Raw genomic sequence first — 22712 nt, forward strand, 5'->3', positions numbered from 1 at the left:
CTCCTTGGCGACCAGCCGCACCGCCGCGTGACCGACGTCCGACTGGCGCGGCGCCCTCACCCAGCTCGGTGGGCGCCTCTGGCAGGCACCAGGAGATGACGGGGAACCGTCGGCGGTCGCGCTCGTACCCGCGTAGACCACCGAATGAGACCGGAACTGAGACGGAAGGCGACCAGGGAGCCCCCGACTGACGGAGACTCCCCGCAGAGCGGAGCCGGCAAGGGGGCTCGAACCCCTGACCTTCTGTTTACAAGACAGATGCTCTACCAGCTGAGCTATACCGGCCTGGCGCCAAGACGCCGCAACCAGTGTACCGAGCCACTCCCGGTGATCAGCTCGGGAGGCAAGATCAGCAGCTCCAAGCCACTATGGAGCGACGTGGTCGACGCCACTGCAACGGTCGGCAGGCGGCTGTCGATGGTCCGAGGGACAGAGCGAGGAGGTGGATGGATCATGAAGATCAACGAGCGCACCAACGGGGGCCGGGCGACCAGATGGCCCGTCCTCGAACCTCCCGCGCAACGGCCGCGGACGCACCGGCCGAACCTCCTCAAACGGCGGCCGTGGCACGTTCTCGAAGCGCCGACCGGGGAGTTCCCCGCCGTCGATGGCGATGCCGCCATGGGGCCGCAGCTGCCCGATGAAGCCACCGTCAACTTCGTGCTCGACCTCTCCCTGCGCATCGGTGAGGTGCAGATGGCCAGCGGGGCAGGCGCGTCGGACGTCACCGCGACCATTCTCGCCATCGCCGGCGCGCTCGGGCTGCCGCACTGCGAGGTCGACGTCATCTTCACCTCGATCACCGTCACCTGCCACCGCGGTACCGACCTCACGCCGATCACCGCGCTGCGGGTCGTGCGGAGCCGGAGCCTCGACTACACGCGGCTGACCGAGACCGAAAAACTCGTCCGGAAGATCGTCCGCGGGCACATGGGGGCCGAGCAGGCGCAGACCGAGCTGGAGCGGATCACCTCCGCGCCGCACCCCTACCCGCGCTGGGTCGCCACGCTTTCCTGGGGCGGGGTCGCCGCCTTCGTCACCATCCTGCTCGGCGGGGGCTTCGACATCGCGCTCGTCGCCTTCGTCATCAGCGGGGTCATCGACCGGGTCGGGCGGGTGGTGAACCGCTACGGGCTGCCGTTCTTCTTCCAGCAGGTGATCGGGGGCCTGGTCGCCACGCTCTCGGCCATGGTCATCGTCAGCAGCAACGTCCTGACCACCGACAAGCCGACACTGGTCGTCGCGGCCGCGGTCACCGTGCTGCTGTCCGGGCTGTCCACCGTCTCGGCCGTGCAGGACGCCATCACCGGCTACAACGTCACCGCCGCCGGCCGGACCATGGAGACCGCGCTGATGTCGGCCGGCCTGATCGCCGGGGTCGTGCTCGCGCTGCGGATCGCCGTCATGCTCGGCCTGCCGCGCACGCCGCTGCCCGAGGTGCCCGGTTCGACGCCGCAGCAGCTGCCGCTCGTCGTGCTCGGCGGGGCCGGCGCCGCCGCCTGCTTCGCGCTCGCGAGCTACTCCAAGATGCGCGCCATGCTGGTCGCCGCGGCCGCGGGTGGCATCGGCGCCGCCGTCTACGGCTCCCTCATGCTCGCCAAGCTGGACGGCGTCAGCTCGTCCGCGGTGGCCGCGACGCTGGTCGGGTTCTGCGGTGGCGTGCTCGCGCGGCGGCTCGGCGTTACTCCACTGGTGGTCGCCGTGTCCGGGATCACTCCGCTGCTTCCCGGCCTGTCGACCTACCGTGGTCTGTATCAGATCGGGGTCGAGCCCAGTGGCAACATCTCCACGCTCATGACGGCCGTCGCAATCGGGCTTGCCCTGGCAGCGGGCGTGGTACTCGGCGAATGGCTGGCCCAGCCGGTGCGTACCGGACTGGGCCGGCTCGAGCGGCGGTTCGCCGGACCTCGCATGGCTGGTCCGCTCGAACCGACCGAACGGAGCTTGGAGTAACACCGCGGTCACCGAATGTTCATCGCTCACGCGATAGGGTTTCACTCTGGGGCCGCGACCCAGGACGCGAGGAGCAGGCGACGTGAGTGACCAGAAGGAGAACGGGAACCAGGCCGATTTCGTCGTGGTGGCGAACCGGCTACCGGTGGACCTCGAACGCACTTCCGAGGGCGAACGCCGGTGGACGGCCAGTCCGGGCGGGCTGGTGTCGGCGCTGGAGCCGTTCCTGCGGTCGAGGAAGGGTGCCTGGGTCGGCTGGCCCGGCGTGCCGGACGTCGACGTCGAGGAGTTCGACGACGACGGACTGGTGCTGCACCCGGTTTCGTTGAGCGCCGACGAAGTCCGCGACTACTACGAAGGTTTCTCCAACGCGACGCTCTGGCCGCTCTACCACGACGTCGTCGAGCGCCCGGTGTTCGACCGCGCGTGGTGGAACAGCTACGTCAAGGTGAACCGCCGGTTCGCGCAGGCCAGCGCCGAGGTCGCCGCCCAGGGCGCGACCGTGTGGATCCAGGACTACCAGCTGCAGCTGGTGCCGGCGATGCTGCGCGAGCTGCGGCCGGACCTGCGCATCGGCTTCTTCCTGCACATCCCGTTCCCGCCGGTCGAGCTGTTCATGCAGATGCCGTGGCGCGCGGCGATCATCCGCGGCCTGACCGGCGCCGACCTGGTCGGCTTCCACCGCCCGGGCGGGGCGCAGAACTTCCTGTGGCTGTGCCGCCAGCTGATCGGCCTCGAGTCGACCCGCGGCGCGGTCGGCGTCCGGTCGCGGCCGGGCACCATGCAGGTCGGCGACCGGACCGTGCGGGTCGGCGCCTTCCCCATCTCCATCGACGCCGCCGGCCTCGACAGCCTCGCCCGCACCAAGGGCGTCCAGGAGCGGGCCGCGCAGCTGCGCCGCGACCTCGGCAACCCGAAGACGGTCCTGCTCGGCGTCGACCGGCTCGACTACACCAAGGGCATCGACCTGCGGCTGCAGGCGCTGCACGAGCTGCTGCACGAGGGCAGGCTGCAGCCGGACGACGTCACGTTCGTGCAGCTCGCCACCCCGAGCCGGGAGCGGGTCGAGCACTACCAGCGGATGCGCGGCGAGATCGAGCAGATGGTCGGCCGGATCAACGGCGAGTTCGCCCGGGTGGGCCACCCGGTCGTGCACTACTTGCACCAGTCCGTGGACCGCACCGAGCTGGCCGGGTTCTTCTCCGCTGCCGATGTCATGGTGGTGACGCCGCTGCGCGACGGCATGAACCTGGTGTGCAAGGAGTACGTCGCCGCGCGGCACGATCTGGGCGGAGCGCTGGTGCTTTCCGAGTTCGCGGGTGCGGCCGCGGAGCTCTCTAGCGCATTCCTCGTCAACCCCCACGACCTGGACGGGGTGAAGGACGCACTAGTGGCTGCCATTACCCTCGACCCGGCAGAGGGCCGTCGCCGGATGCGCGCCATGCGTCGCCAGGTCCTCACGCACGATGTCGATCGTTGGGCGCGCTCCTTCCTACAGGCTCTGGGTGCCGAGGCGGTCGACTGACCCGAACGACCAAGCACGAGCTCCCGAGGAGGAGTGTTGACTGCCGAGGCCCTGCCCGCCGAGCTACGGCGCGCGATCGTGCAGATCGCCCGTACTCCGCGTCTGCTGGTCGCCTGCGACTACGACGGCACGCTGGCGCCCATCACGCTCAACCCGGACGAGGCACGCCCGCTGCCCGAGTCCGTCGGGGCCCTCAGATCGCTCGCCGGTCTGCACGAGACCACCACGGCGGTCATCTCCGGCCGGGCGCTGCGGGACCTGGCCACGCTCTCGCGGCTGCCGTCCGAGGTGAACCTCGTCGGCAGCCACGGCTCGGAGTTCGACATCGGCTTCATCCACGCCCTCGACGAGCACGCGCGGGAGCTGCACCGGCGGCTGGAGTCCGAGCTCGAACAACTCGTGCTGGACGTCCCGGGCGTGTCGCTCGAGGTCAAGCCGGCGAGCATCGCGGTGCACGTCCGCCGCGCCGAGCACGAGGCGGGCCGCCGGGTGCTCGCCGACGTGCACGCCGGGCCGTCCACCTGGGAGGGCGTGTCGACCACCGACGGCAAGGAGGTGGTCGAGCTGGCGGTCGTCCAAACGGACAAGGGCCGCGCATTGGACATCCTCCGCCACCAGGTGGGCGCCACGGCGGCGATCTTCCTCGGCGACGACGTCACCGACGAGAAGGCCTTCGCCCGGCTGTCCGGCCCCGACCTGGGCATCAAGGTCGGCGACGGCGAGACCCTCGCCGGGTTCCGGGTGCCCGACACCGTCGACGTCGCCCTCGTGCTCGGCTTCCTGCTCGAGGAGCGCCGCAACTGGCTGTACGGCGAGTCGGCCCCGCCGATCGAGCGGCTGTCGATGCTGGCGAACGAGCGCTCGGTCGCGCTGGTGACGCCGGACGCGAAGCTGACCTGGCTCTGCCACCCGGGCCCGGACGCGCCCGCGGTGTTCGCCGACCTGCTCGGCGGCGAGGGGGCGGGTCACTTCTCCATCAAGCCGCACCGCAACGGCCTCCCGCTCGGCCAGCGCTACCTGCCGAACACGATGACGGTCGAGACGCGCTGGTCGCGCCTGCTCGTCACCGACTACCTGGAGCCGGAGAGCGCGCCGCACCGCACCGACCTGGTGCGCGTGATCTCGGGCGAGGCGGTGGCGAGCGTCAAGTTCGCGCCGCGGCCCGAGTTCGGCGGCGTGCCGGTGAAGCTCGAGGTCACCGACGGCGGTGTGCGGGTGCTCGGCACGTCCGAGCCGTTCGTGCTCTACTCGCCGGGCGTCGAGTGGACCATCACCTCCGACGGCCTGCACGACACCGCGACCGCGCTGGTGCAGCCGACGCCGACCCAGCCGGTCGTGCTGGAGCTGCGCTGCGGCACCACCGACCTCGGCCCGCACGAACTGTCCGAAGTGGAACGCCGGGACCGCGCGGGCCGCTACTGGAGCGAGTGGACGTCGAAGCTGCAGCTGCCCAAGGTGCAGACCGACCTGGTGCTGCGCTCGGCGCTGACGCTGCGCGGCCTGGTCAACACCGACACCGGCGGCGTGCTGGCGGCGGCGACGTCGTCGCTGCCGGAGGAGATCGGCGGCGTCCGCAACTGGGACTACCGCTACTGCTGGATCCGCGACGCCGCGATGACCGTGCGGGAGCTCGTACACCTGGGCTCGATCGAGGAGGCCGAGGGCTACCTGCGCTGGCTGCACGGCGTGCTCGCCACGCTGGCCGGCCCGGAGCGCCTGCACCCGCTGTACACCCTCGCCGGCAGCGTCATCGGCGCCGAAGCGGTCATCGAATCGCTGCCCGGTTACGCCGGTTCGCGCCCGGTCCGCGTCGGCAACCTGGCGAACCACCAGGTGCAGCTGGACGTCTTCGGCCCGGTCGTCGAGCTCGTCCGGACGCTCGCCGAGGCGCGCCACGAGCTGCGTGACGAGGACTGGCAGATGGTCCGCGCGATGGCGGAAGCGGTGACGCGGCGCTGGAACGAGCCGGACCACGGGATCTGGGAGGAGCGGCACGTGCCGCGCCACCGGGTCTACTCGCGGGTGATGTGCTGGGTGACGATCGACCGCGCGATCACGCTGGGCGAGCAGTACGGCCGGGAGATCCCTGGCAACTGGCCCGGCCTGCGCGAGGAGATCAAGGCGGACGTCCTCACCCACGGCTGGAACGACGAGGTCCAGGCGTTCACCACGGCCTACGACGGCACGGACCTGGACGCGGCCTCCCTGTTCGTCGGGCTCACCGGCCTGATCGACCCGGCCGACGAGCGCTTCCAGCACACGGTGACCGCGATCGAGGCGGAGCTGCGCAGCGGGTCCACTGTGTACCGCTACCGCCGCGACGACGGCCTCCCGGGCGGCGAGGGCGGCTTCCACATCTGCGCGGCGTGGCTGATCGAGGCGTACCTGCTCACCGGGCGGCGCACCGAGGCCCAGGAGCTGTTCGACCAGATCGTGGCGGCGGCCGGCCCGACCGGCCTGCTGCCGGAGCAGTACGACCCGATCGCGGAACGGTCGCTCGGCAACCACCCGCAGGCGTATTCGCACATCGGGCTGATCCGGTGCGCCAACTTGCTGGCGACCAGTTAGCCCTTTCGGTCCGAAAGTCCGTGAAGGCCACAACAAGGGATGGTCAGTCCCTTACTGTGGCCTTCACGGCTTTCGGAGGTGAGACGGGTGCAGGGGACCTTCGGCCAGGTCGAGTTCGTGCCGCTGCCCCCGCGGTTCGCCGTCCGGGTGCGCTGGGGCTCGGTGGTCGTCGGCTGCTCGATGATCGCCGGGATGGTGCTCCTGTTCGGCCTCACGACGTTCCTCCAGGGCATCGTCCACGGCCACGCGTTCCCGGACACCCTGCTGGGCAAGGCGGCGGCGGTCCTGCCGCCGCTGGGCGTGCTGGCCATCGCGGTACTGGTCCTGACGTGCCGCCGCTGCCTCCGGGGTGACTACCTGGTGGTGGCCAGCGCGGCGGCGACCCGCAACGCGCTGCTGGTCACCTACGTGCTGACGCTGGTGCTGATCCTGGGGTCGTTCGCGGTGCCGATCGTGTTCCGGGTCTGGGCGGACAGCCCGTCCCTGCGCGCCCCGGACCTGCTCACGACGTTCTCGACGCTGGCCTTCGCCACCCTGGGTTTCCTGGCGGGCATGTTCTACGTGCGGCCCTCGGTGCAGACGCTCCGGAAGTTCAGCGACCACCCCATCTGGTAAGTCCACTTGAGACGGTCCGGCCGCTGGGCACCGGTCTGCGCCGAGTTGCACAGATTTCTTTGCACAATCTTCTTTGCATGGCTACAGTGGGCTCATGACCAGCGCTCCACCACCGGAAGAGCTCGATCCGGACGCCCTGAAGGCCGTCACGCACCCGCTGCGCCGCCGGATCCTCGGCGTCCTGTCGGCCGGCCCGGCCACGGCCACGAAGCTCGCCAAGGCACTGGGCGAGAACACCGGCGCGACCAGCTACCACCTGCGGGAACTGGCGCGGTTCGGGTTCGTCGAGGAAGCTCCGGAGCTCGCGCGGGGCAAGGAACGGTGGTGGCGGACGCGCCCGCGGGACATCCGGTGGCCGCGCCGCAGCGCCCAGAGCGCCGAATCCCGGCTGCTGTTCGACGACATGCAGCGCCAGGGGTTCGAGGACGACCTCGAAAAGCTCAGCCGGTTCGCGGAACAGCGGGAAGAACTGCCCGGCGACTGGCCGGACGCCCTGCTCCACGCGCGCGGCGGCACCTGGCTCACCACCGAGGAGCTCAAGCAGTTCTGGGACGACTACATGGCGCTGTTCCGCCGGTACTGGCGGAGCGAGGACGACCGGTCACCGGAAGCGCGCCGCGTGCTCGTGCGCTGGCTCGGCTTCCCTGATCCAGGGGATTGACATGACACCAGAGGGTTTGACATGCGAAGAGGGGTTCTACCGGCCGGGGTGATCCTGGCGGTCACGGCGTTGGCGCCACCGGCGTCGGCGGCGGACGTGACCAATGACGAAGTGTCGTTCCGGAACGGCGCGGTGACCTTGCACGGCACCGTCGTCGCGCCACCCGGCGGCACGAAACTGCCGGGCCTGGTGATGGTCCACGGCTCGGGGGCGCACAGCCGGGACGACTACCGCGATCAGGCGGAAGCCTTTGCCCGGCAGGGCATCGCGACGCTCATCTACGACAAGCGCACCGAGGGCTACTCCCAGTTCGAACGGTCCTACGCCACACTCGCGGACGACGCGCTGGCCGCGGTTTCCGCGCTGCGCAAGCGATCCGGCGTCGATCCGGCCCGGGTCGGCGTCTGGGGGCTGAGCGAAGGCGGCTGGGTGGCGCCGCTGGCGGCTTCGCGTTCTTCGGACGTCGCCTTCGTCGTGACGCTGGGCGCGAACGGCGTCGAGCCGGCGCGGCAGCAGTCGTGGGCGGTGGAGAACCAGTTGCGGCGGCTGGGGATGACCGGGTCGATCGTGCCGATGGCGTCGTCGACGATGCTGCGCCAGCTCGCCGGCGGCGGGGTGTTCCCGGAGCCGCACTACGACCCGGTGCCGGTGCTGAAGAGCCTGCGCCAGCCGGTACTCGGGTTGTGGGGCGCGAAGGACGTCCTGACGCCGCCGGGTGAAGCGGTCCGGATCTTCCGGGATTCGGTGGCCCACCACACCTTGCGGGTCTTCCCGGACGCGCAGCACCAGCTGCGCCGGACCACGGACGGCTTCGACAAGCTGCCCGGGTACGCGCCCGGCTACCTCGAACTGGTGGGCAGCTGGGTGCAGCACCCGCCCGGCGCGTCGACCGCCGACGCACCGCCGCCGCAGGAGCGGCAGAGCACCGCGGTGACACCGCTGTCCTGGTACGAGCCGGCGTGGCTGCAGCTCGCCGTCCTGGTGTTGCTGCTGGTGGCGTTCGGCTCCGGGCTGGTCCGCCGGATCGCGCGACCGGCCCGCTGGCTGTCGGTCACCGGGTTGCTCGCGGTGCTCGGGTTCCTGGTCGTCGACGTCGTGATCCAGCTGAGCATGGGCAAGGGGCTCGGCCCGGTGGTCGCCGGGCGGCCGCTGCCGTGGCTGGCGCTGCAGCTGGTTTCGCTGGGCGCGGTGGCCGCCACCATCGGCACGGCGGTGGCGTGGTGGCGGACCCGCGGGTTCCGGCTCGGCCTGCTGCTGGCCGGCGGCGTGCTGTTCGTGCCGTGGGCGGTCTACTGGGGCCTGCTGGGCGTCTAGGCGGAGTAGCCCTTCGGCGGGATCAGCGTCGCGAGCTGGTTGAACGTGAGCCAGTAGATCTGGTTCCCGCCGAAGCTCGCCGGGTCGGCGATCTTGACCGTCATGTCGGAGCTGTCGTACCCGATGACGGTGAAGTAGTGGTAGACGGTGTAGTTCGGGTAGCCAGGCGGGTGGTTGTTCGCGGGCGCGACGATGTTGGCGACGATCGGGTAGCCGTTGTTGATGTCCAGCACGATGTCGCGCCACAGCAGGTCACGCTGGGCCTGGGTGGGCGGGTCGTTCGGCATCTCCTTGGTCTCGTACCAGGAGGTGCCGAGGTCCCGGTTGAGGACGCCGGTGACCTGGCCGATCCAGTCGGTGCCGTTGGTGGTGGTGCCGAGCTGGGCGGCCAGGGTGGCCTGGCTCGGCAGGTTCGACGTCCGCGCGGACATGGCGATCCGCGTGGCGGCCGGCCCGCACCAGTACCCGGTCTGCTGGACCTGGTACTGGATGTTCAGGACGGCTTCGGTGGTGGCTTGCGCCACGGCGGGCAGGGCGACGAGCCCCATGGCGGCCACGAGCGTGACGAAGCCGAGGCGGAATCTGCGCATGACGGTCCTTCCCCAGTTGTGACGCCGGTTGGCCAGCGCCTCACTTCGGGATGATCTCGGCAAGGATCGCCGGTTGTCCCTCACCCGCCCCTGGACGGCGTACGACGAAGGTCGGGTTCTTGAGGGGGCTCCGGGTGGCGAAGCCCCCGGCCCGGGGCGAAGCCCCGGAATGGCACAGTTCGCGTGAACGCTCGTGCGCGCTGCGGGCAACTGGGGGCATGCAGGTGATCCACGAGGGTTCGGAGCTCTGGGGGGACGACCGCCCGGACCTGGGCGGACCCGAGCCCGGGCCGGCGTTCGGGCGGCTCTTCGACGCCCACGCCGGGCAGCTGCGGCGGTACCTGGCCCGCCGCGTCGGTCCCGAACCGGCCAACGACCTGGTCGCCGAGACCTTCCTCGTCGCGCTGCGGCGGCGGGAGAGCTACCGCCCCGAGCTGGGGACCGCCCGGTTGTGGCTCTACGGCATCGCCACCAACCTGCTGCGCCACCACGTGCGGTCCGAACTGCGCGGGCTGCAGGCCACCGCGCGGCTCGCGCGGACCGGCGAAGGCAGTCACGCCGGCCACGACGGCCGCGTCGCCGAGCAGGTCGACGCCCAGGTGCGGGCGGCCCAGCTGGCCGGCGCGCTGGCCCGGCTCAGCCCGGCCGACCGCGACACGCTGCTGCTCGTGTCGTGGGCCGGGCTGGAGCCTGCCGAGGTCGCCGAAGCCCTCGGGATCCCGCCCGGTACCGTCCGGTCCCGGCTGCACCGGATCAGACGCTGGCTCAGGACGAACGCCCCGGCCCAAGAGGAGGTGCAGGACCTTGCGTGAAGACAACGTCCGGAAGATCTGGTCCGAAGCCGAACTGGACGCGGCGCTCGAAGACCTGAACAGCGATGTGGCCGAGGACGACGACCTCGCGTTCGCCCGCGCATCCCTGCTGGCGGCGGCCGGGGTCGAGCAGGCTCCGCCCGCGGAGCCGCGCCGGGCCGGGGCGTGGCGGTGGCTCGCGGTGGCCGCGGCCGTGGTCACCCTGGTCGGCGGCCTCGGAGTCGCGGCGGCGCTGTGGACGCCGGACCCGCCGGAGACGTCCCGGCCGGCGGGGCTCACCGACGTCGACCGCCCGCTCGCGCCCGGCGAGTTCCACTACACGGAGATGCGCGACTGGTCGACGTACGTCGTGCCGGGGTTGGCGACCAAGGTCCAGCGGCGGATCGAGCTCTGGATCCCGGCCGATCCCACCGGCGTGTGGCACCGGCGCACGACGGTGACCGGCGATGCGCACGGGTCCGGCGAACTGCTGCCCAAGCCCGTCGACGAATACGGACCCGCCGGCGTGTTCCCCGGCCCGCGGCTGAGCTGGCTGACGCCGGACGCGGCCTTCATCGCCTCGCTCGTCCCCGACCGGCAGAAGCTGGCCCAGCGGCTGTCCACCGACACCCTCGAAACGGACGGCCCGCAGAAGGGCCGGGCGCACTCCGCCACGGAGGTGCTCGGCATGGTCCGGAGCGTGCTGGAAACCGGTCTGCCACCCCGCGATGTCCGGTCCGCGCTGCTGGACGCACTGGCCAACGTTCCGGGCATCTACGTCGCACCCCACCAGGCCACGCCGGACCGGCAGCCCGCCACCGTCTACGCGGCCAAGGACACCGGCCGCCGGCTGTTCGTCGACCCGGCGACGGCGCGGCTGGTGGCCGCGGACAGCGTGCCGCCCCTGGCCATGGTCCGCAACAAGGCGATACCGCTGACCACGTCCCTGCCGCCGCCGAGCTCCGTGGCCACGCCGAACACCACGACGACGAAGTTCCCCGTCTCCCCGCAGCGGCCCGACGCGCCGGACACGCTGTACTCCTACGCCATCACGCGGACCTCGGGGTGATCAGCGCGCGTGGTTGGCCGCGTTCAGCGCGTCCGCGACGTTCGCCACCTCCAGTACCCGGATCCCCGCCGGCGGCTTGCCCGAGTCCGGCGGGACCAGCGCGTGCGTGAAGCCGAGCCGGGCCGCCTCCGCCAGGCGGCGGCCCACGCTCGGCACGCGCCGGATCTCGCCGGCCAGCCCGACCTCGCCCACCGACACCAGCCGGGGTGACAGGGCCACGTCTTCGAACGACGACGTCAGGGCCAGCACCAGCGCCAGGTCGATGCCCGGCTCGGTGATCTTCATGCCGCCGACCGTGGCCGCGTAGACGTCCTTGTCGCCGAGCTTGAGGCCGCCGCGCTTCTCCAGCACCGCCAGTACCATCGCCACCCGGGCCGAGTCGAGGCCGCTGACCGCGCGCCGCGGCTGCGGGGCCGCCGTCGACGACACCAGGGCCTGCACCTCGCCCAGCAGCGGCCGCTTGCCCTCCAGCGAGACCGTGATCGCCGTGCCCGACACCGGCTCGGCCGTGCGGCTCATGAACAGCCCCGACGGGTCCGGTACCCCGACGATGCCCTCTTCCTGCAGCTCGAAGCAGCCGATCTCGTCGGCCGCGCCGAACCGGTTCTTGATGCCGCGGACCATCCGCAGCGTCGAGTGCTTGTCGCCCTCGAACTGCAGCACCACGTCCACCAGGTGCTCCAGCACGCGCGGGCCGGCCACCGAGCCGTCCTTCGTGACGTGCCCCACCAGCACCACCGGCAGCCCGCGCTCCTTGGCCAGTGCGACCAGCCCGGACGTCACCGCGCGGACCTGCGTCACCCCGCCCGGTGAGCCGTCGACCTGCGGGGACGCCATGGTCTGCACCGAGTCGACGATCAGCACGCCCGGCTTGACGTCGTCGACGTGGCCGAGGATGGCCGAAAGGTCGCTCTCGGCGGCCAGGTACATCCGGTCGTGGACGTTGCCCGTTCGCTCAGCGCGCAACCGGACCTGGCCCGCGGACTCCTCGCCGGTCACGTACAGGGACCGGTCGACCGTCTTCGCCCACTGGTAGGCGACCTCGAGCAGCAGTGTCGACTTGCCGACCCCCGGCTCACCCGCGAGCAGCACCACCGCGCCCGGCACCAGGCCGCCGCCGAGGACCCGGTCGAGCTCGGGGACGCCGGTGCGACGAGCCCGCGCCGCTTCGACGTCGACCTCGCCGATCGGCCGCGCCGGTGCGCTCGGCGCCCCGGCCGCGACGCGCTGGATGGCCGGCTTGACCGGCGCACCGCGTTCCTCGAACGAGCCCCATTCCTGGCACTCCGGACACCGGCCCAGCCACTTGGCCGCTTCGTAACCGCAGCTGCCGCAGCGGTAGGTGGTCCCCTTCTTCACCCCGCGAGGCTATCGGCGACCACCGACAAAACCGGGACGCCCGGCCGGGCGGCACCGGTTCCGGGCTACTCCTCGGCGTGCGCCGGCGCCGCGACCGGCAGCTCGACCGTGACCGGTCCGGCGTTCTGGAAGACGAAGGTGACCTTGATGACCTGACCCGGCCAGAGCGGCTGCTTCAGCGCGGGCAGCGTCACGGTGGCCTGGCCGACCTTCTCGGGCGCGGTCGGCGTCGCGGCCGGGCCGGAGGACGGCACCTCGGAGGTGGCCGTGGCGGTCAGGTTGCCCGGGCTGTTGCTCGCGGAGCTGCTGCCGGTCGGCGTGCTCGACGAGGAGGCCGGGGCGCTCGAGGACGTCGGCGCGGCCGAGGACGTGGCCTGCACCTCGTTCGTGGACTCGACGGCGTCGTCCGGGCCGATGACCAGCGAGTGCATCGCGACGACGGTCTTGGAGCCGGCGATGGTCGCCTGGCCGCCGTCTTCGGTGGTCACCGAGACGAGCGAGTCGTCCTGGGCGCCGCTGTTGACGATCGTCAGGGTCAGCGCCGGGGTGGCGCCTGCCGGGTAGCCCGGGCCCGACTTCGGGTACTGGACGGCGGCGTTGCGCAGCTCGATGGTCTTGACCTGGGCGTGCGTGCCGTTGACCGCGGGCTGCTGCGAGTCGGTCTGGGTGATCTGGCCGGCCCCGCACCCGGCGAGCACGAGCGCGGCACCGAGCGCCAGCACGCCCGCGCCGAGCACGCGACGATTCTGCAGCCTCACGTCGCAGTCCTTCCCTTTTCACGGCCTCGTCGCCCCGAAGACTAGCCGGGGGCGATCTCCGCCGCGGAACGGGTGTGCGTTGCCGAGGCGCGGCGACCAAGATCAACCGTCCACAAAGGAATTCCCAGCCTGTGACGAAACGCTTCCCCGCTACCTGCGTGAGCACGGGGGGCGGACGTTTGTCAACCCCCGGCCAGGCCGCTGACCTGCGAGGACGAGTTCGGCCCGCTAGGTGGGCACTGGCGGCCCGTGCTAGGATGGAGTCAGCGAAAGGGGCAGAGGACACATGGTTTTCAAGGTCGGAGAGACCGTCGTCTACCCGCACCACGGTGCCGCACTCATCGAAGCCATCGAGACCCGTGTGATCAAGGGCGAGGAAAAGAAGTACCTCGTCCTCAAGGTCGCGCAAGGGGATCTCACGGTTCGCGTGCCCGCAGACAACGCCGAAATCGTCGGCGTCCGCGATGTCGTCGGGCAAGAAGGACTGGACAAGGTCTTCGACGTTCTGCGTGCTCCGCACACCGAAGAGCCCACCAACTGGTCTCGTCGGTACAAGGCCAACCTCGAGAAGCTCGCCTCCGGCGATGTGAACAAGGTGGCCGAAGTGGTGCGCGACCTCTGGCGGCGAGAGAAGGACCGCGGACTTTCAGCCGGCGAGAAGCGCATGCTGGCGAAGGCGCGGCAAATTCTGGTCAGCGAGCTCGCGCTCGCGGAGGGCACCGACGAGGACAAGGCTGAGGTCCTCCTCGACGAAGTTCTGGAAACCGCGACGGTCTGAGAATCTTGTTCGGGTCAGGACGGCGCTACGTGCCGCAGGCCACCCGCCCGCGGTGACCGTTGCCCCGGCCGACGGCTGAACAAGGCTCTCAACCCCCAGGCGTCCTGCCCTGCGGGAGGGCGGGTGCCTCTACGATCGCGTACCGATGAACGTCGCCGCGATCGTGACCGTTGCACATCATGCCTCCGACGGAGAGTCAGCTCTCACGCCGGTCCATGGTGAGGCGCTACTCACGCACACCGTGCGGGGGCTGCTCGACGTACCGGAGATCGATCTGGTTCTCGTGGCGGCCCCCCAGCGGTGTGCTTCGTCGTTTTCCGAGGCCGTGCGCGGCCTCGCCTGCCGGGTGGTACCCGGCTCGCTCCGGCAGGCCTTCGCCGCCGTCGAGCCCGATCTCGCCCGTGATTCAGTTGTACTCCTCCACGACGCGCTGCGGGCCTTCATTCCTGCGCACACCGTGCGTGAGGTGATCGGCGCGGTCCGTGACGGCGCGCCGGTCGTCGTCCCGGTGCTGCCGATGGCCGACACGGTGAAGGTGACCGACGCCGCATCGCTGATCGTCGGCACCGAGGACCGCACCCGGCTGCGCACCCTCCAGACGCCCGTGGGCTACGCCCTCGAGGCCTTCCGGCCGGACCTCGCGCCCACCGGCGCGGCGACGGTCCCCGGCCACCCCGACGCGATGCGCGTCACCAGCGAGTTCGAACTGTCACTGGCCGAGGCGATCGCGGCGGCACCGAAGAACGAGGAGACGCTGTGAGGATCGGCAACGGCGTGGACGTCCACCCGGTCGAGAAGGGCCGCGAGTGCTGGATGGCGGGCCTGCTGTGGCCGGAGGCGGACGGCTGCGCGGGCCATTCGGACGGCGACGTCGCGGCGCACGCCCTGTGCGACGCCCTGCTGTCCGCGGCCGGCCTCGGCGACCTGGGCGCGGTGTTCGGCACCGGCGATCCCCGGATGGACGGCGCGCACGGCACCGACATGCTGGCCGAGGTCCGCGGCCTGGTCGAGGCGGCGGGCTGGCGGGTGGGCAACGCCACGGTCCAGATCGTGGGCAACGCCCCGCGGGTGGGCAAGCGGCGCGACGAGGCGCAGAAGGTGCTGTCGGAGGCGGTGGGCGGCCCGGTGAGCGTGTCCGGCACGACGTCGGACGGCTTGGGCCTGACCGGACGCGGCGAGGGCATCGCGGCCTTCGCCACGGCGTTGCTCCTCGCCGCGGGATAAGTCCCGCCGACGCCGGTTCGGCGACTTGTCCACAACCCGGCCGAGGTGTGGACAAGGTGGGTGCCGGCTGTGACTTTTCCCGCTTTCGTCACCCGGCCCCGATAGACTGGACGTGGGGGTTCCCCCAGGGAGGGTGGGCGCGCGCGGGCGAGGCGGAGTGCCCCGTCGGCAGCGGTCCGAACATCGGCCGCGGTCCGCCAGCTGCGCGGTGATCAGGCTGAACATCCCGATCACCGAGCCGAATCCATGTCGCCCTCTCGCGGCCGGCCCACCAGCGCCCAAGACACTCAGCCGCAAGTACCTCGCCCAGGACCCGCCGCCCGAGGGCCCCGACGTCCAACGGGTGGTCGTGCGGCTGAAAACCCGACAAGATCGCCGGCAACGTGAAATAGGGTCCAGACCATGGGTGTGACTTTCAACGAGGCCACCAAGGCCCTCTTCGACGGCAAGAACTTCCCGGTGGTCGCCACCATCAACGCCGACGGCTCGGTCCAGACCTCCGTGGTCTGGGCCAAGCGGGACGGCGACGCCGTCCTCTTCGCGACCGTCCGCGGCCGGCTCAAGGAGCGGAACCTGCGGCGCGACCCGCGGGTCTCGCTGTCCGTCTTCGACCTCGCCGACCCGCTCAAGTACGTCGAGGTCCGCGGCCGCGCCGAGATCACCGAAGAAGGCGGCCGGGAGCTGATCAACGAGCTGTCGCACAAGTACGACGGCAAGGACTTCCGCACCGAGCCGCCGGAGGTCGTCCGGGTGGTCGTGCGCGTGGTCCCGGACAAGGTCACCGGCTACGCCGCGTGACGTGACGCGGGTCGCGGGCGCCTCTTCCGGGCCCGCGGCCTCGCTAGGCTGGTGACCATGACGATCAGGGCGGTGTTGTTCGACTTCTCCGGCACGCTGTTCCGGCTCGAGCAGGACGAGTCCTGGCTCACCGAGCTGACGAACCACAACGGCGACCCGCTCGACATCGAAGCGCAGGCCGAGCTGATGCGCCGGATGACCGCGCCGGTCGGCCAGGTCGTCGAGCTGGACGCCGAGCACCTGCACGCCTGGCACCACCGCGACCGCGACCCCGAGCTGCACCGGAAGGTGTACCTCGAGGTGCTGAAGAAGTCCGGCGTCCCGCGCGCGGACCAGGCGAAGGCGCTGTACGACCGGCTCATCGATCCCAGCCAGTGGACGCCGTACCCGGACACCGAGGCCGCGTTGAAGGCGGCCTCCGAGCGCGGCCTCAAGGTCGGCGTGCTGAGCAACATCGCCTTCGACATCCGGCCCGCCTTCACCGCCCGCGGGTGGGACGCCTACGTCGACGAATTCGTGCTGTCCTTCGAGGTCGGGGCGATCAAACCGGAGCTGGAGATCTTCCGCAAGGCCGTCGAAGCCCTCGGCGTCCCGGCCACCGAGACGCTGATGGTCGGCGACAGCGAAGAGGCCGACGGCGGCGCCCGGGCGCTGGGCTGCGAATTCGCGCTGGTCGACCCGCTGCCCACGGCCGAACGGCCGGACGCCCTGCTCACGGCGTTGCGCGGGTTCGGCGTCGGCTGAGGGCCTGCGACGTCGCTCACCCCCGACCCCGTACCCTTTGAGGGTGACCCTTCACCTCTTCGACACGGCGACCCGGAGCGTACGGGAGTTCCACCCCGTCCGTAGCGGAACGGCGTCGATCTACGTGTGTGGGGCCACCGTGCAGGGCGTGCCGCACATCGGGCACGTCCGCGGCGTCCTGAACTACGACGTCCTGCGCCGCTGGCTCGTCCACAATGGACTGGACGTGCTGCTGGTCCGCAACGTCACGGACATCGACGACAAGATCCTGACCAAGGCCGCCGAGCACGAGCGGCCGTGGTGGGAGTGGGGCGCGACGCACGAGCGCGCCTTCGAGACCGCGTACGAGCAGCTGGGCTGCCTGCCGCCGTCGATCAACCCGCGCGCGACCGGGCACGTCACCCAGATGGTCGAGCTGATGGAACGCCTCATCGAGGGCGGCCACGGCTACGTCGCGGACGGCGACGTCTACTTCTCGGTGAAGTCGTTCGACGGCTACGGGAAGCTGTCCGGCCAGGTCCTGGAGGACGTCCAGCAGGGCGAGACGCCGACCCGCGGCAAGCGCGACCCGCGCGACTTCACCATGTGGAAGAGCGCGAAGCCGGGCGAGCCGTCGTGGCCGACGCCGTGGGGACACGGCAGGCCGGGCTGGCACCTGGAGTGCTCGGCGATGGCCACGGCGTACCTCGGCGCGGAGTTCGACATCCACGGAGGCGGCATCGACCTGGTCTTCCCGCACCACGAGAACGAGCGCGCCCAGTCCAACGCGGCGGGCGACGCCTTCGCGCGGTTCTGGCTGCACAACGCGTGGGTGACCATGTCGGGCGAGAAGATGTCGAAGTCGCTCGGCAACACCGTGTCGATCCCCGCGATGCTGGAGCGCTACCGGGCCCCGGAGCTGCGGTACTACCTGGTCCAGCCGCACTACCGGTCGACGATCGAGTACTCCGACGCGGCGGTCTCCGAGGCCGCACAGGGCTACCGGCGGATCGAGACGTTCCTGCGCCGCGCGGCGCAGTCGGATCCGGTCGGCGTCGGCACCATCCCGGAGGCGTTCGCGAACGCCCTCGACGACGACCTCGCCACCCCGCAGGCGTTCGCCGTGGTCCACACCACGGTCCGGGACGGTAACGCCGCCCTCGACGCGGGCGACACCTCCAAGGCACTCGAATTCGCCGCGGCCGTCCGCGCGATGACCGACGTGCTCGGCCTCGACCCGCTGTCCGCGCGCTGGTCCGAGGCGGGCGGTTCCGAAACGCCCACCAAAGAAGCGCTGTCCCGGATCGTCGAAGGCCTGCTGGCCGAGCGCCAGCAGGCCCGGGCCGAGAAGGACTTCGCCCGCGCGGACGCCGCCCGTGACCGCCTCTCCCAGGCGGGCATCGTGGTGGAGGACACCCCCAACGGTCCGCAGTGGACTGTGAAGTCCGACTGATCTCGTTACAACGCAAGGAAACTTTCACCATGGCAGGCAACTCGCGGCGCCAGGGCGCGATCCGCAAGGCGGGCACCAAGAAGGGTGCCGTCGTCGGCTCGGGCGGTCAGCGCCGCAAGGCCCTCGAAGGCAAGGGCCCGACCCCGAAGGCGGAGGACCGTCCCGGGCACAAGGCCTACCGCCAGGCGAACGCCCAGACCAAGCGCGACGCGGCCCGGCAGAAGAAGGCCGACAAGCCGGAGCTGATCGCCGGGCGCAACCCGGTGGTCGAGGCGCTGCGCGCCGGTGTCCCGGCGACGGCGTTGTACGTCGCGCTGAACATCGAGATCGACGACCGGGTCAACGACGCGGTCCGGCTGGCAGGCGACAAGGGCATCTCGATCCTGGAGATCCCGCGCGAGGAGCTGGACCGCAAGACGAACCGGGCCGTGCACCAGGGCCTGGGCCTGCAGGTCCCGCCGTTCGAGTACGCCCACCCGGACGACCTGATGGCGGTGGCCCGCAACTCGGGCGAGGTGCCGCTGTTCGTCGCGCTCGACGGCGTCACCGACCCGCGGAACCTGGGGGCGGTGATCCGCTCGGCGGCCGCGTTCGGCGCCCACGGCGTGCTGCTCCCGGAGCGGCGCAGCGCGGGGATGACGGCGGTGGCGTGGCGGACGAGCGCGGGCACGGCGGCGAAGCTGCCGATCGCGGTGGCGACGAACCTGACCCGGCAGCTCAAGGCGTGGGCGAACGACGGCCTGATGCTGGTGGGCCTGGACGCCGACGGGTCGGTGGACATCGACGAGCTGGAGCTGGCGGCGGATCCGCTGGTCATCGTGCTGGGTTCGGAGGGCCGCGGCCTGTCCCGCCTGGTCCGCGAGACGTGCGACGCGACGGTGTCGATCCCGATGGCGGCGGGCGTGGAGAGCTTGAACGCTTCGGTGGCGGCGGGTGTGCTGCTCGCGGAGGTGGCACGCCGCCGCCGTGCCGCCGGGCGGGTCTGACGAAGACCACCCGGTCGGGTTAAGGTCACCGTCGGATAAACCGAGGGGACCCGATGTCGTTCGTTTCGCCGCTCTTCCTGTGGTACTTCATGCCGGCGGTGCTCATCGCCGTGCTGGTGCTGCCGCGGAGCTGGCGGAACGGCATCATCGCGGTGGCGAGCCTGCTGTTCTACGCGATCGGCGCCGGCGCCTTCGTGTTCCTGCTGCTCGGCTGCATGGTGGTCAACTTCCTGGTGGGGCCCCTGCTGGCCCCGAGCCCCTGGGACGTCCACGGCCTCCGCCGGCGCCGCATGCTGATCGCGGTGGTCTCGCTCGACGTCGCGGTGCTGCTGATCTGGAAGTACGCGGGTTTCGCGACGCAGCAGATAGCGGCGGTGGCCCACTGGTTCGGCGGCAGCGTGCCGGTGGCGAGCCTGGTGGTCCCGATCGGCATCTCGTTCTACACGTTCCACCACATTTCGTACGTGGTGGACATCTACCGCGGCGAGCGCCAGGCCCTGCGCAACCCGGTGGCGTTCACGGCGTACATCGCGATGTTCCCCCAGCTGGTGGCGGGCCCGATCGTCCGCTACCGCGAGATCGCCGACCAGCTCCCCCAGCAGCGCTCCCACCGCTTGGACGACATCGCGGCGGGCTTCCCCAGGTTCGCGTTGGGCCTGTGCAAGAAGGCGATCATCGCGGACTCGCTGGGTCCCCTGGTCGACGCGTGTTTCAAGGTCCCGCCGGACCAGATGACGTTCGCGACGGCGTGGCTGGGGGCGATCGGCTACACGCTCCAGCTGTTCTTCGACTTCTCGGGCTACTCGGACATGGCGATCGGCTTGGGCCGCATGCTGGGGTTCCGGTTGCCGGAGAACTTCGCGAGGCCGTATTCGTCGGTGACGATCACGGAGTTCTGGCGCCGCTGGCACATGAGCTTGAGCCGCTGGTTCCGCGACTACGTGTACATCCCCTTGGGCGGCAACCGCCAGGGAGCGGCGAAGACGTACCGGAACCTCTGCATAGTGTTCGTGCTGACGGGCTTCTGGCACGGAGCCCAGTGGACGTTCCTGGTGTGGGGCTGCTACCACGGAGCCCTCCTGGTGATCGAGCGCCGGTTCGGCCTCGACCTGGACCCGGCGACACCGTGGAAGCGCTACCTGCGCAGGGCACTGACCATGCTGCTGGTGGTGTTCGGCTGGGTGTTGTTCCGGTCTCCGGACCTGGGCCACGCGCTGTCGATGATCGGCCACATGCTGATCCCGGACTTCGAGGGCCTGGGAGCAAACGTGGAGCAGGCGTTCACCAACCAGCGCCTGGTCCTCCTCCTGGCGGCAATGGCGGTGTTCGTCCTGCCGGCCCACCCGGTAACGGGCCCACTGCTGGAGTCGAGCAGAAGCCGCCCGGCAACAGCATTGAGAATAGGAGTAATGACGGCAGGCTTGCTGTACGCGGCAATCCTGATCGCCACAGGAACATTCAGCCCCTTCCTCTACTACCAGTTCTAAAAAGAGGCATCGACCCACAAAAGAACCCCGGCAACCACACCCCCCTGCCGACCCGATACGCAGCCGCATCAGCGGCCGTGAGGGCTTGTCAAGGCACGCTTTCCCGCCTTGACAAGCCCTCACGGCCGTTGAACAATCCGGCGTTCGGGTTGGCAGGGGGAGCACGGCAGCCTCCAAAACCCGAAGAGGACCACATTGACCACCGAACTCTCCAAAACCCCAGGCGTGATCCCGTACGTGGACAACCACAACGGCCCCCGCCGCCTCCTGACAGTGGAAATCCCCCACCTGGGCCACACAGTCCGCGCCTACGCACCAATAGCCAGCATCGACGGCCGCCAGTACATAGTCTCCTGGGGCTCGGTCTCCTTCGAAATCCCAGCGGACCGAAACGTCCACGTGAGCGTCCACCTCCAGACGAACAGCGGCCACGACCACACGATCACCCCGTTCGCCTCGATCGTGCTCTCCCCACACCCGGCCCCCATGCGCCTGATGGCCCAATTCGTCCCCAGCCAGCGCCCCGAAGGCACGCTCGTCCCGATCGGCTGAAGCACGAACACCAGTTCAATCCGCCCAACCGGCTCACCCGAACGGCCCAAGCATGAAACCCTGACCCCGTGCTGACGACCCGGTACCTCTTCCTCACCCGTCACGGTGAAGCGGGGCCGAACGGAAGCCTCACCGAAGCCGGCCACCGCCAGGCGATCCTCCTGGGCAGACGCCTCCGGGACGTCCCGGTGACAACTATCCACCACGGCCCCCTCGCCAGAGCGGCACAGACGGCCCACCTCATTGCCGCCCAGCTCCCCGGCGTCCCCGTCCAAGAAGAAAAGGCAGCAGGCGACTTCGTCCCGTACACCCCGAGGCGGGAAGAGCTCCCGGAAACCTCCGGAGACCTCATACTGGCCTTCACCCGCCAGTTCCCGCCCGCCGACGAAGACCTGGCCGCCGACGCAGAACGCCGCTTCACCGGCCCGGTGCCGGGAAGCGAGCCGAGGTACGACGTCGTCGTTACGCACAACTTCCTCGTCGGCTGGCTGGTCCGCGCCGCCCAGGACGCCCCGCACTGGCGCTGGCTCACCCTCTCCCACGCCCACGCCGGCCTGACGGTCATCCAGTACTCACCGGGCCGCCCAGCGGCACTGCTGACGTACAACGACCTCAGCCACCTCCCGGCAGAACTCCGCTGGACCGGCTTCCCACCCGATTTCTACGTTCCGTAGTCGCCGAACGCGGAGCGTGCCGACGCCGGAAAACCGGTCTCGCCCGAATGGCCGAGCCTGTCAGGATGCGCGGATGAATCCCCGCCCGGTCCCCACGTCCGATCGGCTCAGCGACTACCTCGTTGCGGACGCCGTCGTCGATCACGGACACCCGTCGATCCGCACCCTCGCCGACGCCCTGCGCCCGGCCGGCGGCGATCCCGCGGAAGCGGCCAGAGCCGCGTTCCTCTTCGTGCGCGACGAGGTCGACCACGTCATCGACGCCGCCGACGCCCGCGTCACCTGGCGCGCGTCGGACGTCCTGCGCGAGCGCGTCGGCATCTGCTACGCGAAGGCGCACCTGCTCGCGGCTTTGCTGCGGGCACAAGGGATTCCGGCCGGCTTCTGCTACCAAGAGCTCTCCGCGCTGCACGGGCTGAACGCGGTGTACCTGCACGGCAAGTGGTCCAGGCTCGACGCCCGCGGCAACCGCACGGGCGCCGGCGGCGAGTTTTCGCTCGACGCGGAGAAACTCGCCTGGCCGGTCGAACCCGCCCGCGGCGAACGCGATCACCCGGAGATCCACCCGGCACCCGCACCGGTCGTCGTGGATTTCCTGATGAAGACCGAACCGGGCCCCGGCTGGTACGAAAACGGGCTGCCGCGCACGCTTTGATCATGGTTTTCCGGTATTTTCGGAAAACCGGCCCACCTGGTAAATTATTGCCGAGAGTGACGTCTGTCCGTCAGCTCTGTCCCCCGAACTTCTTATTTCGCGCACCCCGTAAGGCGCGTAAAGTGACTCCCCGCACTCGAACAGACACATTTCGCATACGTCCGTTCGGGTGGTTCGAG

22 protein-coding genes and 1 tRNA gene are annotated in these 22712 nt (G+C 70.5%); 19 read left to right on the forward strand and 4 right to left on the reverse strand.

What is annotated here, in order from left to right:
* Positions 1 to 212 precede the first annotated feature (212 nt).
* Positions 213 to 285, reverse strand: a tRNA-Thr gene (locus tag ABZX11_RS09600).
* A gap of 168 nt (positions 286 to 453) precedes the next feature.
* On the opposite strand from ABZX11_RS09600, the gene ABZX11_RS09605 reads away from it, so the two are divergent.
* The 6 genes from ABZX11_RS09605 to ABZX11_RS09630 all read left to right on the forward strand — a co-directional run bounded on the left by ABZX11_RS09605 (position 454) and on the right by ABZX11_RS09630 (position 8636).
* Positions 454 to 1953, forward strand: coding sequence for a threonine/serine exporter family protein (locus ABZX11_RS09605; RefSeq protein ID WP_354911435.1), 1500 nt, complete (start codon positions 454 to 456; stop codon positions 1951 to 1953).
* 82 nt (positions 1954 to 2035) lie between these two features.
* Positions 2036 to 3478, forward strand: coding sequence for a trehalose-6-phosphate synthase (locus ABZX11_RS09610; RefSeq protein ID WP_176174413.1), 1443 nt, complete (start codon positions 2036 to 2038; stop codon positions 3476 to 3478).
* 36 nt (positions 3479 to 3514) lie between these two features.
* Positions 3515 to 6046: a trehalose-phosphatase gene (gene otsB / locus ABZX11_RS09615; RefSeq protein WP_354911438.1), complete on the forward strand. Its 2532-nt coding sequence runs from the start codon at positions 3515 to 3517 to the stop codon at positions 6044 to 6046.
* An 87-nt stretch (positions 6047 to 6133) separates the two neighbouring features.
* Entirely contained in the window at positions 6134 to 6661 is a 528-nt protein-coding gene (locus tag ABZX11_RS09620; protein WP_354911440.1) for a hypothetical protein, read from the forward strand.
* A gap of 94 nt (positions 6662 to 6755) precedes the next feature.
* Complete coding sequence (locus ABZX11_RS09625) at positions 6756 to 7322, forward strand: helix-turn-helix domain-containing protein (RefSeq protein ID WP_354911442.1); 567 nt, start codon at positions 6756 to 6758, stop codon at positions 7320 to 7322.
* 48 nt (positions 7323 to 7370) lie between these two features.
* Positions 7371 to 8636 carry an alpha/beta hydrolase gene (locus ABZX11_RS09630; protein WP_354911496.1) on the forward strand — a complete coding sequence of 422 codons (1266 nt, stop codon included), beginning with the start codon at positions 7371 to 7373 and terminating at the stop codon, positions 8634 to 8636.
* On the opposite strand, the gene ABZX11_RS09635 is transcribed toward ABZX11_RS09630, so the two are convergent.
* The gene (locus tag ABZX11_RS09635) at positions 8633 to 9226 is read right to left on the reverse strand and encodes a C39 family peptidase (protein WP_176174409.1); all 594 of its coding nucleotides are present in this window, start codon (positions 9224 to 9226) and stop codon (positions 8633 to 8635) included. The two genes, ABZX11_RS09630 and ABZX11_RS09635, sit on opposite strands and share 4 nt — an antisense overlap.
* A gap of 218 nt (positions 9227 to 9444) precedes the next feature.
* On the opposite strand from ABZX11_RS09635, the gene ABZX11_RS09640 reads away from it, so the two are divergent.
* The gene (locus ABZX11_RS09640; RefSeq protein ID WP_354911445.1) at positions 9445 to 10038 is read left to right on the forward strand and encodes a sigma-70 family RNA polymerase sigma factor; all 594 of its coding nucleotides are present in this window, start codon (positions 9445 to 9447) and stop codon (positions 10036 to 10038) included.
* Positions 10031 to 11086: a CU044_5270 family protein gene (locus tag ABZX11_RS09645; RefSeq protein ID WP_354911448.1), complete on the forward strand. Its 1056-nt coding sequence runs from the start codon at positions 10031 to 10033 to the stop codon at positions 11084 to 11086. Before ABZX11_RS09640 ends, ABZX11_RS09645 begins: the two co-directional genes overlap by 8 nt.
* Here the strand turns inward: ABZX11_RS09645 and radA are convergent, their stop codons facing one another.
* On the reverse strand, positions 11087 to 12445 hold the full coding sequence (gene radA / locus ABZX11_RS09650) for a DNA repair protein RadA (RefSeq protein ID WP_176174406.1): 1359 nt from the start codon (positions 12443 to 12445) through the stop codon (positions 11087 to 11089).
* A 65-nt stretch (positions 12446 to 12510) separates the two neighbouring features.
* Positions 12511 to 13203, reverse strand: a complete 693-nt coding sequence (locus tag ABZX11_RS09655) for a hypothetical protein (RefSeq protein WP_176174405.1) — start codon at positions 13201 to 13203, stop codon at positions 12511 to 12513.
* Between the two features lie 286 nt (positions 13204 to 13489).
* On the opposite strand from ABZX11_RS09655, the gene ABZX11_RS09660 reads away from it, so the two are divergent.
* The 11 genes from ABZX11_RS09660 to ABZX11_RS09710 all read left to right on the forward strand — a co-directional run bounded on the left by ABZX11_RS09660 (position 13490) and on the right by ABZX11_RS09710 (position 22533).
* Entirely contained in the window at positions 13490 to 13981 is a 492-nt protein-coding gene (locus tag ABZX11_RS09660; RefSeq protein WP_004559016.1) for a CarD family transcriptional regulator, read from the forward strand.
* Between the two features lie 145 nt (positions 13982 to 14126).
* On the forward strand, positions 14127 to 14741 hold the full coding sequence (locus ABZX11_RS09665) for a 2-C-methyl-D-erythritol 4-phosphate cytidylyltransferase (RefSeq protein WP_354911451.1): 615 nt from the start codon (positions 14127 to 14129) through the stop codon (positions 14739 to 14741).
* Positions 14738 to 15205 (forward strand): 2-C-methyl-D-erythritol 2,4-cyclodiphosphate synthase, encoded by a 468-nt coding sequence (gene ispF / locus ABZX11_RS09670; protein WP_354911454.1) that lies wholly within the window; start codon positions 14738 to 14740, stop codon positions 15203 to 15205. The genes ABZX11_RS09665 and ispF overlap by 4 nt, the downstream gene beginning before the upstream one ends.
* A gap of 402 nt (positions 15206 to 15607) precedes the next feature.
* Positions 15608 to 16003: a PPOX class F420-dependent oxidoreductase gene (locus ABZX11_RS09675; protein WP_176174402.1), complete on the forward strand. Its 396-nt coding sequence runs from the start codon at positions 15608 to 15610 to the stop codon at positions 16001 to 16003.
* Between the two features lie 57 nt (positions 16004 to 16060).
* Positions 16061 to 16747, forward strand: coding sequence for an HAD family hydrolase (locus ABZX11_RS09680; RefSeq protein ID WP_176174401.1), 687 nt, complete (start codon positions 16061 to 16063; stop codon positions 16745 to 16747).
* 43 nt (positions 16748 to 16790) lie between these two features.
* Positions 16791 to 18179 carry a cysteine--tRNA ligase gene (gene cysS, locus ABZX11_RS09685; RefSeq protein WP_354911457.1) on the forward strand — a complete coding sequence of 463 codons (1389 nt, stop codon included), beginning with the start codon at positions 16791 to 16793 and terminating at the stop codon, positions 18177 to 18179.
* A 29-nt stretch (positions 18180 to 18208) separates the two neighbouring features.
* Complete coding sequence (gene rlmB / locus ABZX11_RS09690) at positions 18209 to 19165, forward strand: 23S rRNA (guanosine(2251)-2'-O)-methyltransferase RlmB (RefSeq protein WP_176174399.1); 957 nt, start codon at positions 18209 to 18211, stop codon at positions 19163 to 19165.
* Between the two features lie 53 nt (positions 19166 to 19218).
* Complete coding sequence (locus ABZX11_RS09695; protein WP_354911460.1) at positions 19219 to 20652, forward strand: MBOAT family protein; 1434 nt, start codon at positions 19219 to 19221, stop codon at positions 20650 to 20652.
* Between the two features lie 195 nt (positions 20653 to 20847).
* Positions 20848 to 21204 carry a hypothetical protein gene (locus tag ABZX11_RS09700; protein WP_176174397.1) on the forward strand — a complete coding sequence of 119 codons (357 nt, stop codon included), beginning with the start codon at positions 20848 to 20850 and terminating at the stop codon, positions 21202 to 21204.
* Between the two features lie 68 nt (positions 21205 to 21272).
* Complete coding sequence (locus tag ABZX11_RS09705; protein ID WP_354911464.1) at positions 21273 to 21878, forward strand: histidine phosphatase family protein; 606 nt, start codon at positions 21273 to 21275, stop codon at positions 21876 to 21878.
* 73 nt (positions 21879 to 21951) lie between these two features.
* A complete protein-coding gene (locus ABZX11_RS09710) occupies positions 21952 to 22533 on the forward strand; it encodes a transglutaminase domain-containing protein (protein ID WP_354911467.1) in 582 nt (193 codons plus the stop codon).
* The last annotated feature ends 179 nt before the right edge of the window (positions 22534 to 22712 follow it).

It is taken from the genome of Amycolatopsis sp. NPDC004169 (assembly GCF_040610315.1).
Lineage (GTDB): Bacteria > Actinomycetota > Actinomycetes > Mycobacteriales > Pseudonocardiaceae > Amycolatopsis.